Below are 15,062 nucleotides of genomic sequence, written 5' to 3' on the forward strand. Positions count from 1 at the left end.
TGATCTTGACGTCACGCGGATTGGCACCCGCCTCGACATCAGCACGCAAGGCGTTGATTTCATCCATGGAACGGAAGCTGAGCAATTCGAAGTAACGCCACATCAGCGCATCAGGGATGGAAACCAGTTTGCCGTACATCACGCCCGGCGCTTCCTGGATACCTACGTAGTTGCCCAAGGACTTGGACATCTTCTTCACGCCATCCAGACCTTCAAGCAATGGCATCGTCAGAATGCATTGAGCTTCCTGACCATAACTGCGCTGCAGCTCGCGCCCCATCAGCAGGTTGAACTTCTGATCGGTACCGCCCAACTCGACATCAGCACGCAAGGCGACCGAGTCATACCCCTGAACCAGCGGATAGAGGAACTCGTGAATGGCGATTGGCTGATTGGTCGTGTAGCGCTTGTCGAAGTCATCGCGCTCGAGCATGCGTGCGACCGTGTACTGCGAGGTCAGCCGAATGAAGTCGGCCGGCCCCATCTGATCCATCCAGGTGGAGTTGAAAGCCACTTCGGTTTTAGCTGGATCAAGAATCTTGAAAACCTGAGTCTTGTAGGTCTCGGCATTCTCAAGAACCTGCTCGCGAGTCAATGGAGGACGCGTCGCACTCTTGCCACTCGGATCACCGATCATCCCGGTGAAGTCGCCAATCAGGAAGATCACCTGATGACCCAGCTCCTGGAACTGACGCAGCTTGTTAATAAGCACGGTATGGCCCAGGTGCAAATCCGGCGCAGTCGGATCGAAGCCCGCCTTAATACGCAGCGGTTGGCCGCGCTTGAGCTTCTCAATCAGCTCGGACTCGACCAACAGTTCTTCCGCACCACGTTTGATCAGCGCTAGCTGCTCTTCAACCGACTTCATAACAGACCCGCAAGGCTCGAATTCAAAGGGAAACAACCATACAAGATCGCGCGTCAAATACAAGGTTTGCCCGGCGCACGGATGCCTATCCATGAACAGAGTGTCCACGGACTTGCTTCAGAGATGATTTGGTTATATTTTATACAGTTATTTCATATTCATCATGTCATTCATCTTTTCCAATTCATCTTTTTCAAAGTCAAAAATTACTTATGACCAAAGAATCGTCTAAAGCGCCACCGCTTTACCCGAAGACCCACCTGCTCGCCGCAAGTGGCATCGCCGCTCTTCTGAGCCTGGCGCTTCTGGTATTTCCTTCCAGTGATGTAGAAGCCAAGAAGACGACCCTGAGTCTCGAACTGGAAAGTCCTGTTGAACAACTGACACAAGATCAAGACGCTGCCGAGGCCGTCCAAGCCACAAATGAGCCAGCAGCTTCTCCTTTCGCACAGATCGATGACAGTGCAGAAGCCACTCAGGAAACCGCCCAAGCCGCACCCGCGCCGGTTGTCGAACAAAAGAAGGCACCAAACCACAGGGAAGTGATCGTCGGCAAGGGTGATACGCTCTCCACGCTGTTCGCGAAGGTTGGTCTTCCGGCCACTTCGGTGCATGAAGTGCTGGCCAGCGACAAGCAGGCCAAGCAGTTCAGCCAGCTCAAGCATGGACAGAAACTCGAATTCGAACTGAACCCGGATGGACAGCTGACAAACCTGCACAGCAAGGTCAGCGACCTTGAAACCATCACGCTGACCAAGAACGACAAGGGCTACACGTTCAACCGCGTTACCGCCAAGCCGACCGTGCGCTCCGCGTATGTTCATGGTGTGATCAACAGCTCGCTGTCGCAGTCTGCCGCTCGTGCCGGCCTGTCCCACAGCCTGACCATGGACATGGCCAGCGTGTTTGGTTATGACGTCGACTTCGCCCAGGACATTCGCCAGGGTGACGAATTCGACGTGATCTACGAGCAGAAAGTGGTCAATGGCAAAGCGGTCGGCAACGGCCCGATCCTGTCCGCGCGCTTCACCAACCGCGGCAAGACTTATACCGCCGTGCGCTACACCAACAAACAAGGCAACAGCAGTTACTACACGGCTGACGGCAATAGCATGCGCAAGGCGTTCATCCGTACTCCGGTAGACTTCGCCCGTATCAGTTCGAAGTTCTCCATGGGCCGCAAACACCCGATCCTGAACAAGATCCGCGCCCACAAAGGCGTCGACTACGCAGCTCCACGCGGCACTCCCATCAAGGCGGCCGGTGACGGCAAAGTATTGCTGGCTGGCCGTCGCGGCGGTTACGGCAACACCGTCATCATCCAGCACGGCAATACATATCGCACGCTGTACGGGCACATGCAGGGCTTTGCCAAAGGTGTCCAGACAGGCAGTAATGTCAAACAGGGCCAGGTGATTGGCTACATTGGCACCACCGGCCTGTCTACCGGCCCGCACTTGCACTATGAGTTCCAGGTCAACGGCGTGCACGTCGACCCGCTGGGCCAGAAAGTGGCAATGGCCGATCCGATCTCCAAGGCAGAACGCTCGCGCTTCCTCGCGCAAAGCCAGCCACTGATGGCGCGCATGGACCAAGAGAAAGCCACCATGCTGGCTTCGAAGCGCTAAGCCATGACGCTCTATATAGGTGTGATGTCCGGAACCAGCCTCGATGGCCTGGACATTGCGCTGATCGAGCTGACCCCGGCCACCAGGTTGGTCGCTAAGCACTACATCCCCATGCCCGAATCCCTGCGCGCCGAGCTGCTTGGCTTGTGCGCCAGCGGTCCGGATGAGATAGCCCGCTCCGCCATCGCCCAGCAGAACTGGGTGAAACTGGCCGCACAGGGCATTCACGCCCTCCTCGCAAAACAGCAACTCACACCTGATGACATTCGCGCGATTGGCAGCCATGGGCAGACTATTCGCCACGAACCGGCGCGCGGTTTTACGGTGCAAATCGGCAATCCAGCGCTGCTGACCGAGTTGACTGGCATCTCGGTCGTCAGCGACTTCCGCAGTCGCGACGTTGCTGCTGGCGGACAAGGCGCGCCTCTGGTTCCGGCCTTTCACGAAGCCTTGTTCGAAGAACAGGCCGGCAACCGCGCCGTACTGAACGTCGGCGGCTTCAGCAATCTGAGCCTGATCGAACCCGGCAAGCCTGTCGCCGGCTTTGACTGCGGCCCGGGAAATGTATTGCTCGACGCGTGGATTCACCAGCAACGCGGCGACAACTTTGACCGCGATGGCCAATGGGCTGCCAGTGGCAAGGTTGAACCGGTACTGCTGAAAGCACTGCTCAGCGATCCGTTTTTCATGACCCAAGGCCCGAAAAGTACCGGTCGCGAAGTATTCAACCTGCCATGGCTGATGCAGCACCTGACCCGGCTACCGACCTTTGCCGCCGAAAACGTACAGGCAACGCTGCTTGAATTGACCGCACTGACCATCGTCGAATCACTGCAAAGTGCTCAGTCGAATACTCAGGAAGTGCTGGTCTGTGGTGGTGGCGCGCACAACACAACATTAATGAATCGCCTGGCCAGCCTGCTGCCGAAGGCAAACGTCACCAGCACATCCGCGTACGGTGTCGACCCGGACTGGGTCGAAGCCATGGCCTTCGCCTGGCTGGCCCACTGCTGCCTCGAGGGCATTGCAGCCAATCGCCCAAGCGTCACTGGCGCCCGTGGCTTGCGTGTACTCGGCGCCATCTACCCCGCTTGATTGCTCCAGACAGCAAAACGCCGCAGGGCCTTGAAGCCATGCGGCGTTTTGATGATACAGGCGCGCTGATCAGATCGAGAACGACGAACCACAGCCACAGGTAGTGGTCGCGTTCGGGTTCTTGATGACGAAACGCGAACCCTCCAGACCTTCCTGGTAATCCACCTCCGCACCTGCCAGATACTGGAAGCTCATCGGATCGACAACCAGACTCACACCTTCGCGCTCGACGATGGTGTCGTCATCGGCCACTTCTTCATCGAAGGTAAAGCCGTACTGAAAACCTGAACAACCGCCGCCCGTAACGAATACGCGCAGCTTCAAGCGATCATTCCCCTCTTCATCGACCAGGCTCTTCACCTTGTGCGCGGCACCGTGTGTGAATTGCAAAGCCGTGGGGGTGAAGGATTCGACGCTCATGCTGACTATCTCCCGGCGTTACGCCGCCATAATGCGTGATGACGCGCATTATCCGCTTGTCCTAGAAAATCGGTCAACTATTGTTATGGTATATCAACCATCCCAATCGTCAGCCCGGAATGCAAAAAGGCCCGTTCAACGGGCCTTTTCACTGTGTGCAGTGAAGCCTTACGGCAACATGCCAGCGTGGGACAGGCCCAGACGCTCATCCAGCCCGAACAGGATGTTCATGTTCTGTACCGCCTGGCCCGACGCACCTTTGACCAGATTGTCGATCACCGACAACACAACCACCAGATCACCGTCCTGTGGACGATGGACCGCGATACGGCACACGTTGGCGCCCCGTACGCTACGGGTTTCCGGATGGCTGCCGGCCGGCATGACGTCGACGAACGGCTCATTGGCATAACGCTTTTCAAACAGCGCTTGAAGATCGACCGAGCGATCCACAACGGTCGCGTAGAGCGTCGAGTGAATGCCACGGATCATCGGTGTCAGGTGTGGAACGAAGGTAAGGCCAACGTCCTTACCTGCGGCACGACGCAGACCCTGGCGGATTTCCGGCAAGTGACGGTGCCCTTTGACGGCGTAGGCCTTCATGCTTTCCGACGTTTCAGAGTACAACGACCCTACAGATGCGCCGCGACCGGCACCGCTGACGCCGGATTTGCAGTCAGCGATCAGGCGCGAAGCATCGGCCAGACCTGCCTCAAGCAGCGGCAGGAAACCTAACTGCGTTGCGGTCGGGTAGCAACCCGGCACAGCAATCAGGCGCGCCTGTTTGATCTGCTCGCGGTTGACTTCCGGCAGGCCGTAGACAGCCTCCTCCAGCAACTGCGGCGCACCATGCGGCTGGCCGTACCATTTGGCCCATTCATCAGCATCCTGCAGACGGAAGTCGGCAGACAGGTCGATGACCTTGGTTCCGGCCGCGAGCAGTTCACCCGCCAGAGCGTGCGCAACGCCGTGAGGTGTTGCAAAAAACACCACGTCGCAAGCACCCAGGGTTTTGATGTCCGGAACGCTGAACGCCAGGCCGTCGTAGTGGCCTCGCAGGTTCGGATACATATCGGCCACGGCGAGGCCGGCCTCGGATCGGGAAGTGATGACGACCACTTCTGCCTGCGGATGCTGTGCCAACAGACGCAGCAGTTCGACACCGGTGTAACCCGTGCCGCCGACGATACCGACCTTGACCATAAACCTGCCCTCAACGAACCCACTGGAAAGCCGTCGATAATAGGGGCCGCGCGCCCCTGCGACAACCGGCAAGGTGACGATCGGAGGCTCAAGCCCCTACTATTCCGGCTACCGTGAATCCTGGAATAACCAAAATGCTCTATCTCTGGCTCAAAGCTTTTCACATCATCAGCGTCGTGTGCTGGTTTGCCGGCCTGTTTTACCTGCCGCGCCTGTTCGTTTATCACGCCCAAAGCGAGGACACCGTCAGCAAGGAACGCTTCAGCATCATGGAGCGCAAGTTGTATCGCGGCATCATGGGCCCGGCGATGATCGCTACGCTGATTTTCGGTGGCTGGCTGATCAGTCTTAATCCGGGAGCCTACTTCAGCCAGGGTGGCTGGATGCACGCCAAGCTGACCCTGGTGGTGTTGCTGATCGGCTACCACCACATGTGCGGTGCTCAGGTGAAGCGTTTTGCCCGTGGCGAAAACACCCGCAGCCATGTCTTTTATCGCTGGTTCAATGAAGTGCCGGTTCTGATATTGCTGGCAATCGTCATTCTGGTCGTCGTTCGGCCGTTCTAAATCCAACAGGAATAACTCACCGGGGGTCATCCAATGTCACTGCCCGCTTTGCTTGAACAACGTTTACGTCTGCCTGTGGTGGCAGCGCCAATGTTCCTGATTTCCAATCCGCAACTGGTGCTTGCCTGCTGCCGTAACGGCGTGGTGGGCAGCTTTCCTGCGCTGAACCAGCGCGAAAGCAGCGGTTTCAAGGCATGGCTGGAAGAAATCGAAGCCGGACTGGCGACACTGGAAAATCCCGCGCCGTACGCGGTCAACCTGATTGTCCACAAAAGCAATCCACGATTGCAGGCGGACCTGGAAATCTGCATCGAGCACAAAGTGCCGATCGTGATCACCAGCCTTGGCGCCGTGAAAGAAGTGGTCGATGCCGTCCACAGCTATGGCGGCCTGGTGTTTCATGACGTGACGACACGCCGCCATGCCGAGAAAGCCGCCGAAGCCGGTGTGGATGGTTTGATCGCGGTCGCTGCAGGTGCCGGCGGGCATGCCGGGACCTGGAGCCCATTCTCGCTAATCGCCGAGATCCGCCAGTTCTTCGACAAGACGCTGCTGCTGGCCGGGTGCCTGAACCATGGTCACGAAATACTCGCAGCGCAACTGCTCGGTGCGGATCTGGCCTACTTCGGCACGCGATTTATCGGCACCACCGAAAGTCACGCGCCTGAGGCCTACAAAAATATGCTGCTGACGTCCAGAGCGGCAGACATCATCCATACTCCTGCTGTATCGGGCGTACCGGCGAGCTTCATGCGCCAGAGCCTTGAGGCCGCTGGTTTCGATATGGCCGCACTGCAAAACAAGGGCGAAGTCAATTTCGGCTCGAAACTCAAGCCGTTGAGCGACGAAGCCAAAGCCTGGAAAACCGTTTGGTCTGCGGGCCAGGGTGTGGGCGAAATCGATGATTTGCCGAGCGTCGATCAACTGGTAGCACGCCTCGACGCCGAATACCGCAAGGCACTGGAACAGTCCGGGCAACTGCGGCAGCGCTGGCCACGCTGAAAAATCAGGGCCGGCCATCCTTGGCCGGCTTACGCTGAATCAACTCAAACACGCGCGACAAGGATGCCTCGGCAATGAGCGAGAACCGGTACAAGATCGTATTCGACGGCACGCTACTGCCGGGTGTTGATATCACCACTGCGAAGCACAATCTCGCCGCACTGTACAAAAGTGAAGTAGCCGCCATCGAGCGCCTGTTCAACGGCCAACCGGTCACGCTCAAGCGCGAACTGTCACAGGCCGAGGCGCAGGCCTATCTGCAAGCCCTGAAGAACACCGGCATCGATGCCCGAATCGAGCCCGAGCCTTCGATCGAAATGCACCTGTCAGACATTCACCCTCACACCCCGGTGGACACTCCAGCAGAACCCGAATCCCCTTACGCCCCTCCGCGAGCCAGTGTTGGCGAACGCGTACCCGAGTTCGCAGACCTCAAGCCGTTCAGTGTCGATGGGCGGATCGGCCGCCTGCGCTTTCTCGCCTGGACCATGGTGCTGAGCCTGGTGACCCTGCCGATTGTCGGCGTGTTCGCGCTCATCGGCCTCGGGCTTGTCAGTGGTGACTCCACCGCAGGCCTGATCATCGGCGGCATTTTTGCGTTCTTCCTGTTCCTCGCGTTCGTGATTGTCAGCGCTCTGTTCAGCGTGCAGCGCCTGCACGATATTGGCTGGTCTGGGTGGCTCTGGTTGCTGAACTTCGTCCCCTTCGTGGGCAGTTTCTTCCCGCTGGTGATCATGGTCATGCCAGGCAACGCAGGTGCCAACCGTTATGGCCCGCCTCCCCCACCCAACAGCACGGCGGTCAAAGTGCTGTGCTCATTGTGGATCGTATTTATTGGTCTGGTTTTTGTCGGTGCAATGCTCGGAGGGATCTCTGCGATCCAGCAGGAATACGAAAGCAGCCTGGAAAGCAGCTACGAAAGTAGTTCGGGGATCACCGATGAAATCGACGTTGAGACCCAATCACCTGCAAATTCAACCGACGATGCAGCCGAAGAAGCCCAGCCCCCTGTAGACTCTGCGCAAGAATGAACAGCGCTCCCTGCGCGCGACACCTGCGTCGCGGCGCGGAGCTGTTGCGATGGAGAACTGCATGACCCGTTACGCTCTGATCACCGGCGCTTCCAGCGGCATTGGCCTGGCGATGGCCGAAGCGCTGGCCCGGCGTGGCCGCAGCCTGATACTGGTGGCCCGACAGCGTGATCAGCTGGAAAGTATTGCGATTGAACTGACTCAACGTTTTGGCGTGGAAGTGTTGTTCCGTGCCTGCGACCTGGGTGAACCGCTTCGGCTTTCAGGTTTTTTGCTGGAGCTGGAAGAAGGCGACCGGCAGATCGACCTGCTGGTCAATTGTGCCGGCATAGGTACATGCGGACCGTTCCTGGCGCAGGACTGGATGACCGAGCAGGACCTGATTGAAGTAAATATTCTGGCGCTCACCCGTCTGTGCCACGCCATCGGCAACAGCATGGCATTGCAAGGCGGCGGGCAGATTCTGAACGTCGCGTCCGTAGCAGCCTTCCATCCTGGTCCATGGATGAGCACTTATTACGCAAGCAAGGCCTATGTGCTGCACTTTTCGGAAGGTTTGCGCGTCGAGCTGAAAAAATGTGCGGTCAAGGTTTCGGTGCTCTGCCCCGGCCCGACCCGCACCGCTTTTTTCCGCACCGCGCAGTTGAACGCAGACAAACTGGCCAACAGTAAACTGCTGATGAGCCCGGAGGAAGTCGCGCTCTATACCGTTCGGGCTCTGGAGAAAAATCGCGCAATCATTATTCCCGGGCGGCGCAACCGCTGGTTCGCCGCCCTGCCCCGGTTCGGCTCGCGCTGGCTGATCCGGACCATCACCGGCATGGTCAACAAGGCTTACTGCCCACGCTGACCGGCCTGGTAAAAAGCTGGGCTCGGGCATAAGCCCTGAGTACACTCAGGCCAGCCCAAACAACGGAGAAAACAGCTGTGGATACTCTGTTCACCAAGATCATCAACCGGGAAATCCCGGCGAAGATCATCTACGAGGACGACCAGGTACTGGCCTTCCACGACATCGCCCCACAGGCACCTGTGCATTTTCTGGTAGTACCGAAAAAGCCGGTGCGCACCCTCAACGACCTCACTGAGGACGACAAGGCATTGGCCGGGCATATTCTGTTCACCGCCCAGCGCCTGGCCCTGGAACTGGGTTGTGAAAAAGGCTTCCGCGTCGTCATGAACTGCAATGAAGAAGGCGGACAAACCGTCTATCACATTCATATGCACGTACTTGGGCAACGTCAGATGCACTGGCCGCCGGGCTGATTTCAACAAACCCCGTGGGAGTGGCGCAACGCCGCTCCCACAAAGGCATCACGGCATTGTCATGGCAACTGCTGCACAATGACCCAGCGCAAACCTTCCCCGGCCGATTGGGTTAAACTGGCCGCCGAGATTCCTCCGGAGGTCAACATGACTACCCAACGTCACTACTCGCCGATTGACCGCCTTCTGCTGCAAGCCGATGCGGCGATGCGTACCTTGTTGCCCTTCAGCGGCCAGCCATACCGTCCGTCGCCGGCCATCGTGCAGCCGGATGCAAAAATGAGCGACGAAGACACCCGCCACGTTGCCGGCCTGATGCGCATCAACCATACCGGTGAAGTCTGCGCCCAGGCGCTATACCAGGGCCAGGCCCTGACCGCAAAGTTGCCCCAGGTCCGCGCCGCCATGGAACATGCCGCCGAAGAAGAAATCGACCATCTGGTCTGGTGCGAGCAACGCATCCATCAGTTGGGCAGCCACACCAGCATTCTCAATCCGCTGTTCTACGGCATGTCGTTCGGGATTGGCGCGGTTGCGGGGTTGATCAGCGACAAAGTCAGCCTGGGCTTCGTCGCGGCGACGGAAGATCAAGTGTGCAAGCACCTGAACGAACACCTTGAGCAACTGCCGGCGGAGGATGAAAAGTCCCGGGCGATTCTTGAGCAGATGCGTATTGATGAAGAGCAACATGCCGAAAGTGCACTGGAGGCTGGCGGCTTCCGTTTTCCTGCGCCAGTGAAGTTCGGGATGAGCTTGATGGCCAAGGTGATGACCAAGAGTACTTATCGGATCTGATATCAGCGTTGCTCAGCACATCGCTTTCGCGAGCAGGCTCGCTCCTACAGGGTTCTGTGTCAGCAATAAAAAAGGCGACTGCCGTGAGGTAGTCGCCTTTTTTGTGCCCTGAAATCTTAGTTCGACATGTTGCGCGCGTAGAAGATTTCGAGCATTTCGTGTTTCACACGCTCGGTCACCTGAGCACGTTGCTCGGCAGACAGGTTGCTGGTGGCATCACCGAACAGGTAGTTATCCAGTTCGAAGTTCTTCAGCAGCATTTTGGTGTGGAACAGGTTTTCCTGGTACACGTTCACGTCGGTCATCTGGTACGCGTCGTAAGTGTCTTCGGAGAGGTAGTTCTGAATCGAGTTGATCTCGTGGTCGATGAAGTGCTTCTTGCCTTCGACGTCACGGGTAAAGCCGCGCACACGGTAATCCACGGTCACGATGTCCGAATCGAACTGGTGAATCAGGAAGTTGAGCGCTTTGAGCGGTGAAATGACCCCGCACGTCGACACGTCGATATCCACACGGAAGGTGGCAATACCGTCATCCGGATGGATTTCCGGGTAGGTGTGCACCGTGATGTGGCTCTTGTCGAGGTGGGCCAGGATGATTTCGGGCAATGGACCCGGGGACTCTTCGATCTGGCTGTCGGTCGGGGTCACCGGCTCTTCCGAGATCAGAATCGTGACGCTGGCGCCCTGCGGCTCGTAGTCCTGACTGGCGATGTTCAGGATGTTGGCACCAATGATATCGACAACTTCTGTGAGGATCTGCGTCAGGCGCTTGGCGTTGTACTCTTTATTGATGTACTCGACGTAAGCCTGTTGGTCTTGCGGGGTTTCCGCGTAGCAGATGTCATAGATGTTGAAGCTCAAGGTCTTTGTCAGGTTATTGAACCCGTGGAGCTTGAGTTTGCTTTTCACCGTTAAAAACTCTCTATGTATTGCGGCCCGGCCGCGTGATCAAGCATGCCCGTCAGATGCGAACGACGCACCTGCGTAGGACGGTTAACACCTCTTCGCGATGGCGATTTTGGTTGTCTGTTCGGGTACGCGGCCTGTCGGCTGACGGGCCACTACCCTGAAAAAAGTGGCGCATTATGCAGACGTCAGCAGGGGATCGCCAGAGTCTGCACTGCTTTTATGATAGTTGAATGTCGATTCAACCGAGTTCGATGATTTCGTAGTCGTGGGTGATCTCGACACCGGCGGCGCCAAGCATGATCGACGCCGAGCAATACTTTTCGGCAGACAGCTCGATGGCGCGCTTGACCTGGGCTTCTTTCAGCCCACGTCCCTTGACCACGAAGTGCATGTGGATCTTGGTGAATACCTTCGGATCTTCGGTTGCACGTTCGGCTTCGAGGAAGGCTTCGCAGCTCTCGACCGCCTGCCGGGATTTCTTGAGGATGCTGACCACATCGAAATTGCTGCAACCGCCTACACCCAGCAGGAGCATTTCCATCGGCCGGACACCCAGGTTACGACCACCAGCATCGGGCGGACCGTCCATGACCACGACATGACCGCTGCCGGATTCGCCGAGGAACATGGCTTCGCCAGCCCATTGGATGCGTGCCTTCATCGCCAAGACTCCACTGTCTAAAAAAGGGTCGCCAGCTTAGCACAGGCCCCTTGATTGACAGCGCTCGCCTTCCTAGGACTTAACCATCCGCCTTGTAGGTAAATGCTCGAATATTGCAGGAAGTGTCTGTTAAGCTGACGCCAATTCGCTGGCGCATAGCCAGCTTTGCCGCCGCTACCGCAATTCATAAAAAAACCAAACATACCGTGCAGTCTTTTCGGGATACAACCATGGTTGCTATTGCCCCCACACCCAAAATCAAGAACCTCGACAAGCTGCTGATGCATTGCCAACGCCGTCGCTATCAGGCCAAGAGCAACATCATTTGTGCCGGCGACCGCTCGGAAACGCTGTTCTTCATCATCAAAGGTTCGGTCACGATCCTGATCGAGGATGACGACGGCCGGGAAATGATCATCGCCTACCTGAACGCCGGGGATTTTTTCGGTGAGCTGGGTCTGTTTGAGCAAGCAGGTCTGGAACAGGAGCGCAGCGCCTGGGTGCGCGCCAAGGTCGAATGCGAAGTCGCGGAAATCAGCTACGCGAAGTTCCGCGAACTGTCGCAGCAGGATCCAGACATTCTTTACGTGCTAAGCGGACAAATCGCACAACGCCTGCGCAACACAACCCGTAAGGTCGGTGACCTGGCGTTTTTCGACGTGACCGGTCGCGTTGCCCGCTGTCTTCTGGAACTGTGCAAGCAACCCGATGCGATGACCCACCCCGACGGCATGCAGATCAAGGTTACCCGTCAGGAAATCGGGCGGATTGTCGGGTGTTCACGGGAGATGGTCGGTCGCGTGCTCAAGGATCTGGAGGAACGCAACCTGGTTAACGTCAAAGGCAAGACCATGGTGGTCTTCGGTACGCGCTAGGTTCGAAAGCTCATGCGTCGAACATCAGCGCGAGCATTTGCCGGTAGAGTTCGTCGAGACGTGCCAATGCGTCTGGCGCCGTGAACTTCTCATGCAGGGCGATGTGGCTTTCCGCACGCACCCGTTGCTCCAGGCCGCAAGCCTCGTTGAAGCGATTGACCGCGGCAACCATCGAATCGCGCTCGTTATCCAGCAGCATTGCACCGTGCACCAGCCCCACCGGGCGCTGACCGCCCTGACTCTGGCGCCAGCGCTGGGCGGTGCCAACCATTTTGCGCCCGTCAAGGTTGACGTTGAAACGTCCATCGCAGAACGCACCGTCAATTTCGCCAAGCGACGAAGTGCCGCCCAACTCATCCAGCAACTGACAGATCGGATCGCACAAACGCCGGTAACCGGACTCGATGCGGTTCAGATCACCCTCGCTGCGCGGCGGTGCGTAGACCAGTGCGATATTGATCGTCGAAGCCGATTGCGGCACCGGCTCACCACCGGTTTCGCGTAGAAGCACGGGCCAACCGGCGGCGGCCGACACTTCACATGCGGCCTCGAAGCCCGGCAACCGATTCAAGCGCCGTGGCATGACCAATGCGCGGTCACTCGGTTGCCAGAACAGCAGGCCGAACTCCGCACCACCGGTGCATACCGATGCCAACAAATCCTGTTCGGCTTGCAGGCCGGCTTCGATGGTCAGGGAGATGGGAGAGGTCATAAGGTGCTCCGTAACGCTTGAAGCCTGTGGTGAAACTTATGCCGCCTTCGCGAGCAGGCTCGCTCCTACAGTAGTTCGTGTATCGCCGATCTAATGTGGGAGCGAGCCTGCTCGCGAAGGGGTCGACTCATCTTGCGAATAATCAGTCCAGGGTCGAACCGCTGACCGGAACACCACGTTCAGGGAAGAACAGACGCTGCAATTCGGTACCCGGGCTTTCAGCGCGCATGAACGCTTCGCCAACCAGGAACGCATAAACGTCGCTGATTTCCATCAGCTCGACATCGGCACGATTGAGAATGCCGCTTTCAGTGATCACCAGGCGATCACGAGGAATGCGCGGCAACAGGTCGAGGGTGGTTTCCAGGCTGACATCGAAGGTATGCAGGTTGCGGTTGTTCACACCGACCAATGGCGTGTCGAGGGTTTTCAAGGCCCGCTCGAGCTCGTCGCCATCATGGACTTCCACCAGCACATCGAGGCCGACGCCTTTGGCCACCGACGCCAGCTCGGCCATTTTCGCGTCGTCCAGGGCGGAGACGATCAACAGCACACAGTCGGCTCCCAGGGCGCGAGCTTCGACGATCTGGTACGGATCGATCATGAAATCCTTGCGGATCACCGGCAGTTTGCACGCTGCGCGGGCCTGTTGCAGGTACGTGTCGGCACCCTGAAAGTAATCGACATCGGTCAGTACCGACAGGCAGGTCGCGCCGCCCTTCTCGTAGCTTTTGGCGATGTCGGCGGGAATGAAGTTCTCGCGGATCACGCCTTTGCTCGGCGAAGCTTTCTTGATCTCGGCAATGACTGCCGGCTGTTTCAGTTTGGCCTGAGCCAGCAAGGCCTTGGCAAAACCACGGGGTGCATCGGCCGCCTTGGCCAGGCTTTCCAGCTCGGCAAAGCTTACGCGAGCGCTACGCTCGGCAACTTCCTCGACCTTGCGCGCCAGAATTTTTTCCAGAACCGTCGGCACACTCATCCCTCATTCTCCACTTTGAATACCGCGGTAAAGGCACCCAGCTCTTCGAGCTTTTCCCGAGCCAGACCGGTGTGCAGCGCATCGTGTGCCAGGGCAACACCTTCTTTAAGGCTGCTGGCATGGTCAGCGGCGTACAGTGCGGCACCGGCATTGAGCATAATCATTTCGGCAGCTTTCTGACCGTTTTCAGTCTTGCGCTTGCCCAAGGCATCGCGAATCAACTCGAGGGACGCTGCCGGGCTTTCCACCGCCAGGCCATGCAGGCTCTGACTCTTCATGCCCAGGTCTTCCGGTTCGACCCAGTACTCGGTGATCTGGTCGTTTTTCAATTCCGCCACAAAAGTCGGTGCGGCCAGGCTGAACTCGTCCAGGCCATCCTTCGAATGCACCACCAGCACATGCTTGCTGCCCAGGCGCTGCAGAACCTCGGCCAACGGCCGGCACAATGCCTGGGTGAACACGCCCACAACCTGATGTTTCACGCCAGCCGGATTCGTAAGCGGGCCGAGCATGTTGAACAAGGTACGCAAGCCAAGATCCTTGCGTGGGCCGGCGGCGTACTTCATGGCGCTGTGATGGGTCTGGGCGAACATGAATCCGATGCCGACGTTGTCGATGCAACGCGCCACTTGAACCGGGGTCAGGTTCAGATAGATACCGGCCGCCTCCAGCAAGTCGGCACTGCCGCTCTTGCCCGAGACCGCGCGGTTGCCGTGCTTGGCCACAGTGCAACCGGCCGCCGAAACCACGAAGGCCGAAGCGGTCGACACGTTGAAAATATTGGCACCGTCACCACCGGTACCCACCACATCGACTACGCCGTCGAGGGTCTTGAGTTCGACCTTGTCCGCCAGCTCGCGCATGACCGAGACGGCACCGACGATTTCATCGATGCTTTCGCTTTTCATGCGCATGGCCATCATGAACGCGCCGATCTGCGCGTCCGTGCATTGCCCGGTCATGATTTCGCGCATCACATCACGCATTTCATCGGTGCTGAGGTCGAGCTGGTCGACGATACGGCTCAGGGCTGTCTTGATATTCATGAAA

At 58.0% G+C, this 15,062-nt stretch carries 17 protein-coding genes (1 of these 17 cut by a window edge); 9 read left to right on the top strand and 8 right to left on the bottom strand.

The window, feature by feature from the left end; genetic code table 11:
- Positions 1-868, bottom strand: the 5' portion of a protein-coding gene (gene tyrS, locus LAB08_RS27500) for a tyrosine--tRNA ligase (protein WP_096514749.1). Its footprint begins 332 nt before the window's first position; 868 of the gene's 1,200 nt are visible here — the first part of the coding sequence; its start codon is at positions 866-868; its stop codon lies beyond the left edge, outside the window.
- Positions 869-1,080: 212 nt separating this feature from the next.
- On the opposite strand from tyrS, the gene LAB08_RS27505 reads away from it, so the two are divergent.
- Positions 1,081-2,496: a peptidoglycan DD-metalloendopeptidase family protein gene (locus tag LAB08_RS27505; RefSeq protein ID WP_096514747.1), complete on the top strand. Its 1,416-nt coding sequence runs from the start codon at positions 1,081-1,083 to the stop codon at positions 2,494-2,496.
- A 3-nt stretch (positions 2,497-2,499) separates the two neighbouring features.
- Positions 2,500-3,591: an anhydro-N-acetylmuramic acid kinase gene (locus LAB08_RS27510; RefSeq protein WP_096514745.1), complete on the top strand. Its 1,092-nt coding sequence runs from the start codon at positions 2,500-2,502 to the stop codon at positions 3,589-3,591.
- 69 nt (positions 3,592-3,660) lie between these two features.
- Here the strand turns inward: LAB08_RS27510 and erpA are convergent, their stop codons facing one another.
- Both erpA and argC read right to left on the bottom strand, forming a co-directional pair.
- Complete coding sequence (gene erpA / locus LAB08_RS27515) at positions 3,661-4,011, bottom strand: iron-sulfur cluster insertion protein ErpA (protein ID WP_007906865.1); 351 nt, start codon at positions 4,009-4,011, stop codon at positions 3,661-3,663.
- A gap of 168 nt (positions 4,012-4,179) precedes the next feature.
- Positions 4,180-5,214, bottom strand: a complete 1,035-nt coding sequence (argC, locus tag LAB08_RS27520) for an N-acetyl-gamma-glutamyl-phosphate reductase (RefSeq protein WP_096514742.1) — start codon at positions 5,212-5,214, stop codon at positions 4,180-4,182.
- Between the two features lie 134 nt (positions 5,215-5,348).
- On the opposite strand from argC, the gene hemJ reads away from it, so the two are divergent.
- The 6 genes from hemJ (at position 5,349) to coq7 (ending at position 9,874) form a co-directional block, all read left to right on the top strand.
- Positions 5,349-5,780: a protoporphyrinogen oxidase HemJ gene (gene hemJ, locus LAB08_RS27525; protein WP_096514740.1), complete on the top strand. Its 432-nt coding sequence runs from the start codon at positions 5,349-5,351 to the stop codon at positions 5,778-5,780.
- 33 nt (positions 5,781-5,813) lie between these two features.
- Complete coding sequence (locus tag LAB08_RS27530) at positions 5,814-6,782, top strand: NAD(P)H-dependent flavin oxidoreductase (protein ID WP_096514738.1); 969 nt, start codon at positions 5,814-5,816, stop codon at positions 6,780-6,782.
- Between the two features lie 74 nt (positions 6,783-6,856).
- Positions 6,857-7,813 carry a DUF805 domain-containing protein gene (locus tag LAB08_RS27535; RefSeq protein WP_096514736.1) on the top strand — a complete coding sequence of 319 codons (957 nt, stop codon included), beginning with the start codon at positions 6,857-6,859 and terminating at the stop codon, positions 7,811-7,813.
- A 61-nt stretch (positions 7,814-7,874) separates the two neighbouring features.
- Entirely contained in the window at positions 7,875-8,663 is a 789-nt protein-coding gene (locus tag LAB08_RS27540) for an SDR family NAD(P)-dependent oxidoreductase (RefSeq protein ID WP_096514734.1), read from the top strand.
- 77 nt (positions 8,664-8,740) lie between these two features.
- Positions 8,741-9,079 (top strand): histidine triad nucleotide-binding protein, encoded by a 339-nt coding sequence (locus LAB08_RS27545; protein ID WP_007986008.1) that lies wholly within the window; start codon positions 8,741-8,743, stop codon positions 9,077-9,079.
- Positions 9,080-9,226: 147 nt separating this feature from the next.
- Positions 9,227-9,874 carry a 2-polyprenyl-3-methyl-6-methoxy-1,4-benzoquinone monooxygenase gene (gene coq7 / locus LAB08_RS27550; protein ID WP_096515638.1) on the top strand — a complete coding sequence of 216 codons (648 nt, stop codon included), beginning with the start codon at positions 9,227-9,229 and terminating at the stop codon, positions 9,872-9,874.
- Positions 9,875-9,990: 116 nt separating this feature from the next.
- Here the strand turns inward: coq7 and speD are convergent, their stop codons facing one another.
- Both speD and LAB08_RS27560 read right to left on the bottom strand, forming a co-directional pair.
- Positions 9,991-10,785 (bottom strand): adenosylmethionine decarboxylase, encoded by a 795-nt coding sequence (gene speD / locus LAB08_RS27555; RefSeq protein WP_096514732.1) that lies wholly within the window; start codon positions 10,783-10,785, stop codon positions 9,991-9,993.
- A 238-nt stretch (positions 10,786-11,023) separates the two neighbouring features.
- On the bottom strand, positions 11,024-11,446 hold the full coding sequence (locus tag LAB08_RS27560; RefSeq protein WP_008061600.1) for an OsmC family protein: 423 nt from the start codon (positions 11,444-11,446) through the stop codon (positions 11,024-11,026).
- A 230-nt stretch (positions 11,447-11,676) separates the two neighbouring features.
- Here LAB08_RS27560 and crp point away from each other — a divergent pair, with 230 nt between their 5' ends.
- A complete protein-coding gene (gene crp, locus LAB08_RS27565; RefSeq protein WP_096514730.1) occupies positions 11,677-12,321 on the top strand; it encodes a cAMP-activated global transcriptional regulator CRP in 645 nt (214 codons plus the stop codon).
- A gap of 10 nt (positions 12,322-12,331) precedes the next feature.
- Here crp and LAB08_RS27570 read toward each other — a convergent pair whose 3' ends face one another.
- From LAB08_RS27570 to trpD, 3 genes are all read right to left on the bottom strand, one after another.
- Positions 12,332-13,033, bottom strand: a complete 702-nt coding sequence (locus tag LAB08_RS27570) for a lipoate--protein ligase family protein (protein ID WP_096514728.1) — start codon at positions 13,031-13,033, stop codon at positions 12,332-12,334.
- A 142-nt stretch (positions 13,034-13,175) separates the two neighbouring features.
- Positions 13,176-14,012: an indole-3-glycerol phosphate synthase TrpC gene (gene trpC, locus LAB08_RS27575; protein WP_096514726.1), complete on the bottom strand. Its 837-nt coding sequence runs from the start codon at positions 14,010-14,012 to the stop codon at positions 13,176-13,178.
- A complete protein-coding gene (trpD, locus tag LAB08_RS27580; protein WP_096514724.1) occupies positions 14,009-15,058 on the bottom strand; it encodes an anthranilate phosphoribosyltransferase in 1,050 nt (349 codons plus the stop codon). Before trpD ends, trpC begins: the two co-directional genes overlap by 4 nt.
- Between the last annotated feature and the right edge of the window lie 4 nt (positions 15,059-15,062).

This window comes from Pseudomonas izuensis (assembly GCF_002356535.2).
GTDB classification, from domain to species: Bacteria; Pseudomonadota; Gammaproteobacteria; order Pseudomonadales; family Pseudomonadaceae; genus Aquipseudomonas; species Aquipseudomonas izuensis.

What these genes read in the sequence shown, in the direction of transcription:
- LAB08_RS27540 (WP_096514734.1), top strand. Translation starts at nt 7,875, where the DNA reads ATGACCCGTTACGCTCTGATCACCGGCGCTTCCAGCGGCATTGGCCTG.
- trpC (WP_096514726.1), bottom strand. Translation starts at nt 14,012, where the DNA reads ATGAGTGTGCCGACGGTTCTGGAAAAAATTCTGGCGCGCAAGGTCGAG.
- LAB08_RS27505 (WP_096514747.1), top strand. Translation starts at nt 1,081, where the DNA reads ATGACCAAAGAATCGTCTAAAGCGCCACCGCTTTACCCGAAGACCCAC.
- erpA (WP_007906865.1), bottom strand. Translation starts at nt 4,011, where the DNA reads ATGAGCGTCGAATCCTTCACCCCCACGGCTTTGCAATTCACACACGGT.
- argC (WP_096514742.1), bottom strand. Translation starts at nt 5,214, where the DNA reads ATGGTCAAGGTCGGTATCGTCGGCGGCACGGGTTACACCGGTGTCGAA.
- LAB08_RS27560 (WP_008061600.1), bottom strand. Translation starts at nt 11,446, where the DNA reads ATGAAGGCACGCATCCAATGGGCTGGCGAAGCCATGTTCCTCGGCGAA.
- hemJ (WP_096514740.1), top strand. Translation starts at nt 5,349, where the DNA reads ATGCTCTATCTCTGGCTCAAAGCTTTTCACATCATCAGCGTCGTGTGC.
- LAB08_RS27530 (WP_096514738.1), top strand. Translation starts at nt 5,814, where the DNA reads ATGTCACTGCCCGCTTTGCTTGAACAACGTTTACGTCTGCCTGTGGTG.
- crp (WP_096514730.1), top strand. Translation starts at nt 11,677, where the DNA reads ATGGTTGCTATTGCCCCCACACCCAAAATCAAGAACCTCGACAAGCTG.
- LAB08_RS27510 (WP_096514745.1), top strand. Translation starts at nt 2,500, where the DNA reads ATGACGCTCTATATAGGTGTGATGTCCGGAACCAGCCTCGATGGCCTG.
- trpD (WP_096514724.1), bottom strand. Translation starts at nt 15,058, where the DNA reads ATGAATATCAAGACAGCCCTGAGCCGTATCGTCGACCAGCTCGACCTC.
- coq7 (WP_096515638.1), top strand. Translation starts at nt 9,227, where the DNA reads ATGACTACCCAACGTCACTACTCGCCGATTGACCGCCTTCTGCTGCAA.
- LAB08_RS27570 (WP_096514728.1), bottom strand. Translation starts at nt 13,033, where the DNA reads ATGACCTCTCCCATCTCCCTGACCATCGAAGCCGGCCTGCAAGCCGAA.
- LAB08_RS27535 (WP_096514736.1), top strand. Translation starts at nt 6,857, where the DNA reads ATGAGCGAGAACCGGTACAAGATCGTATTCGACGGCACGCTACTGCCG.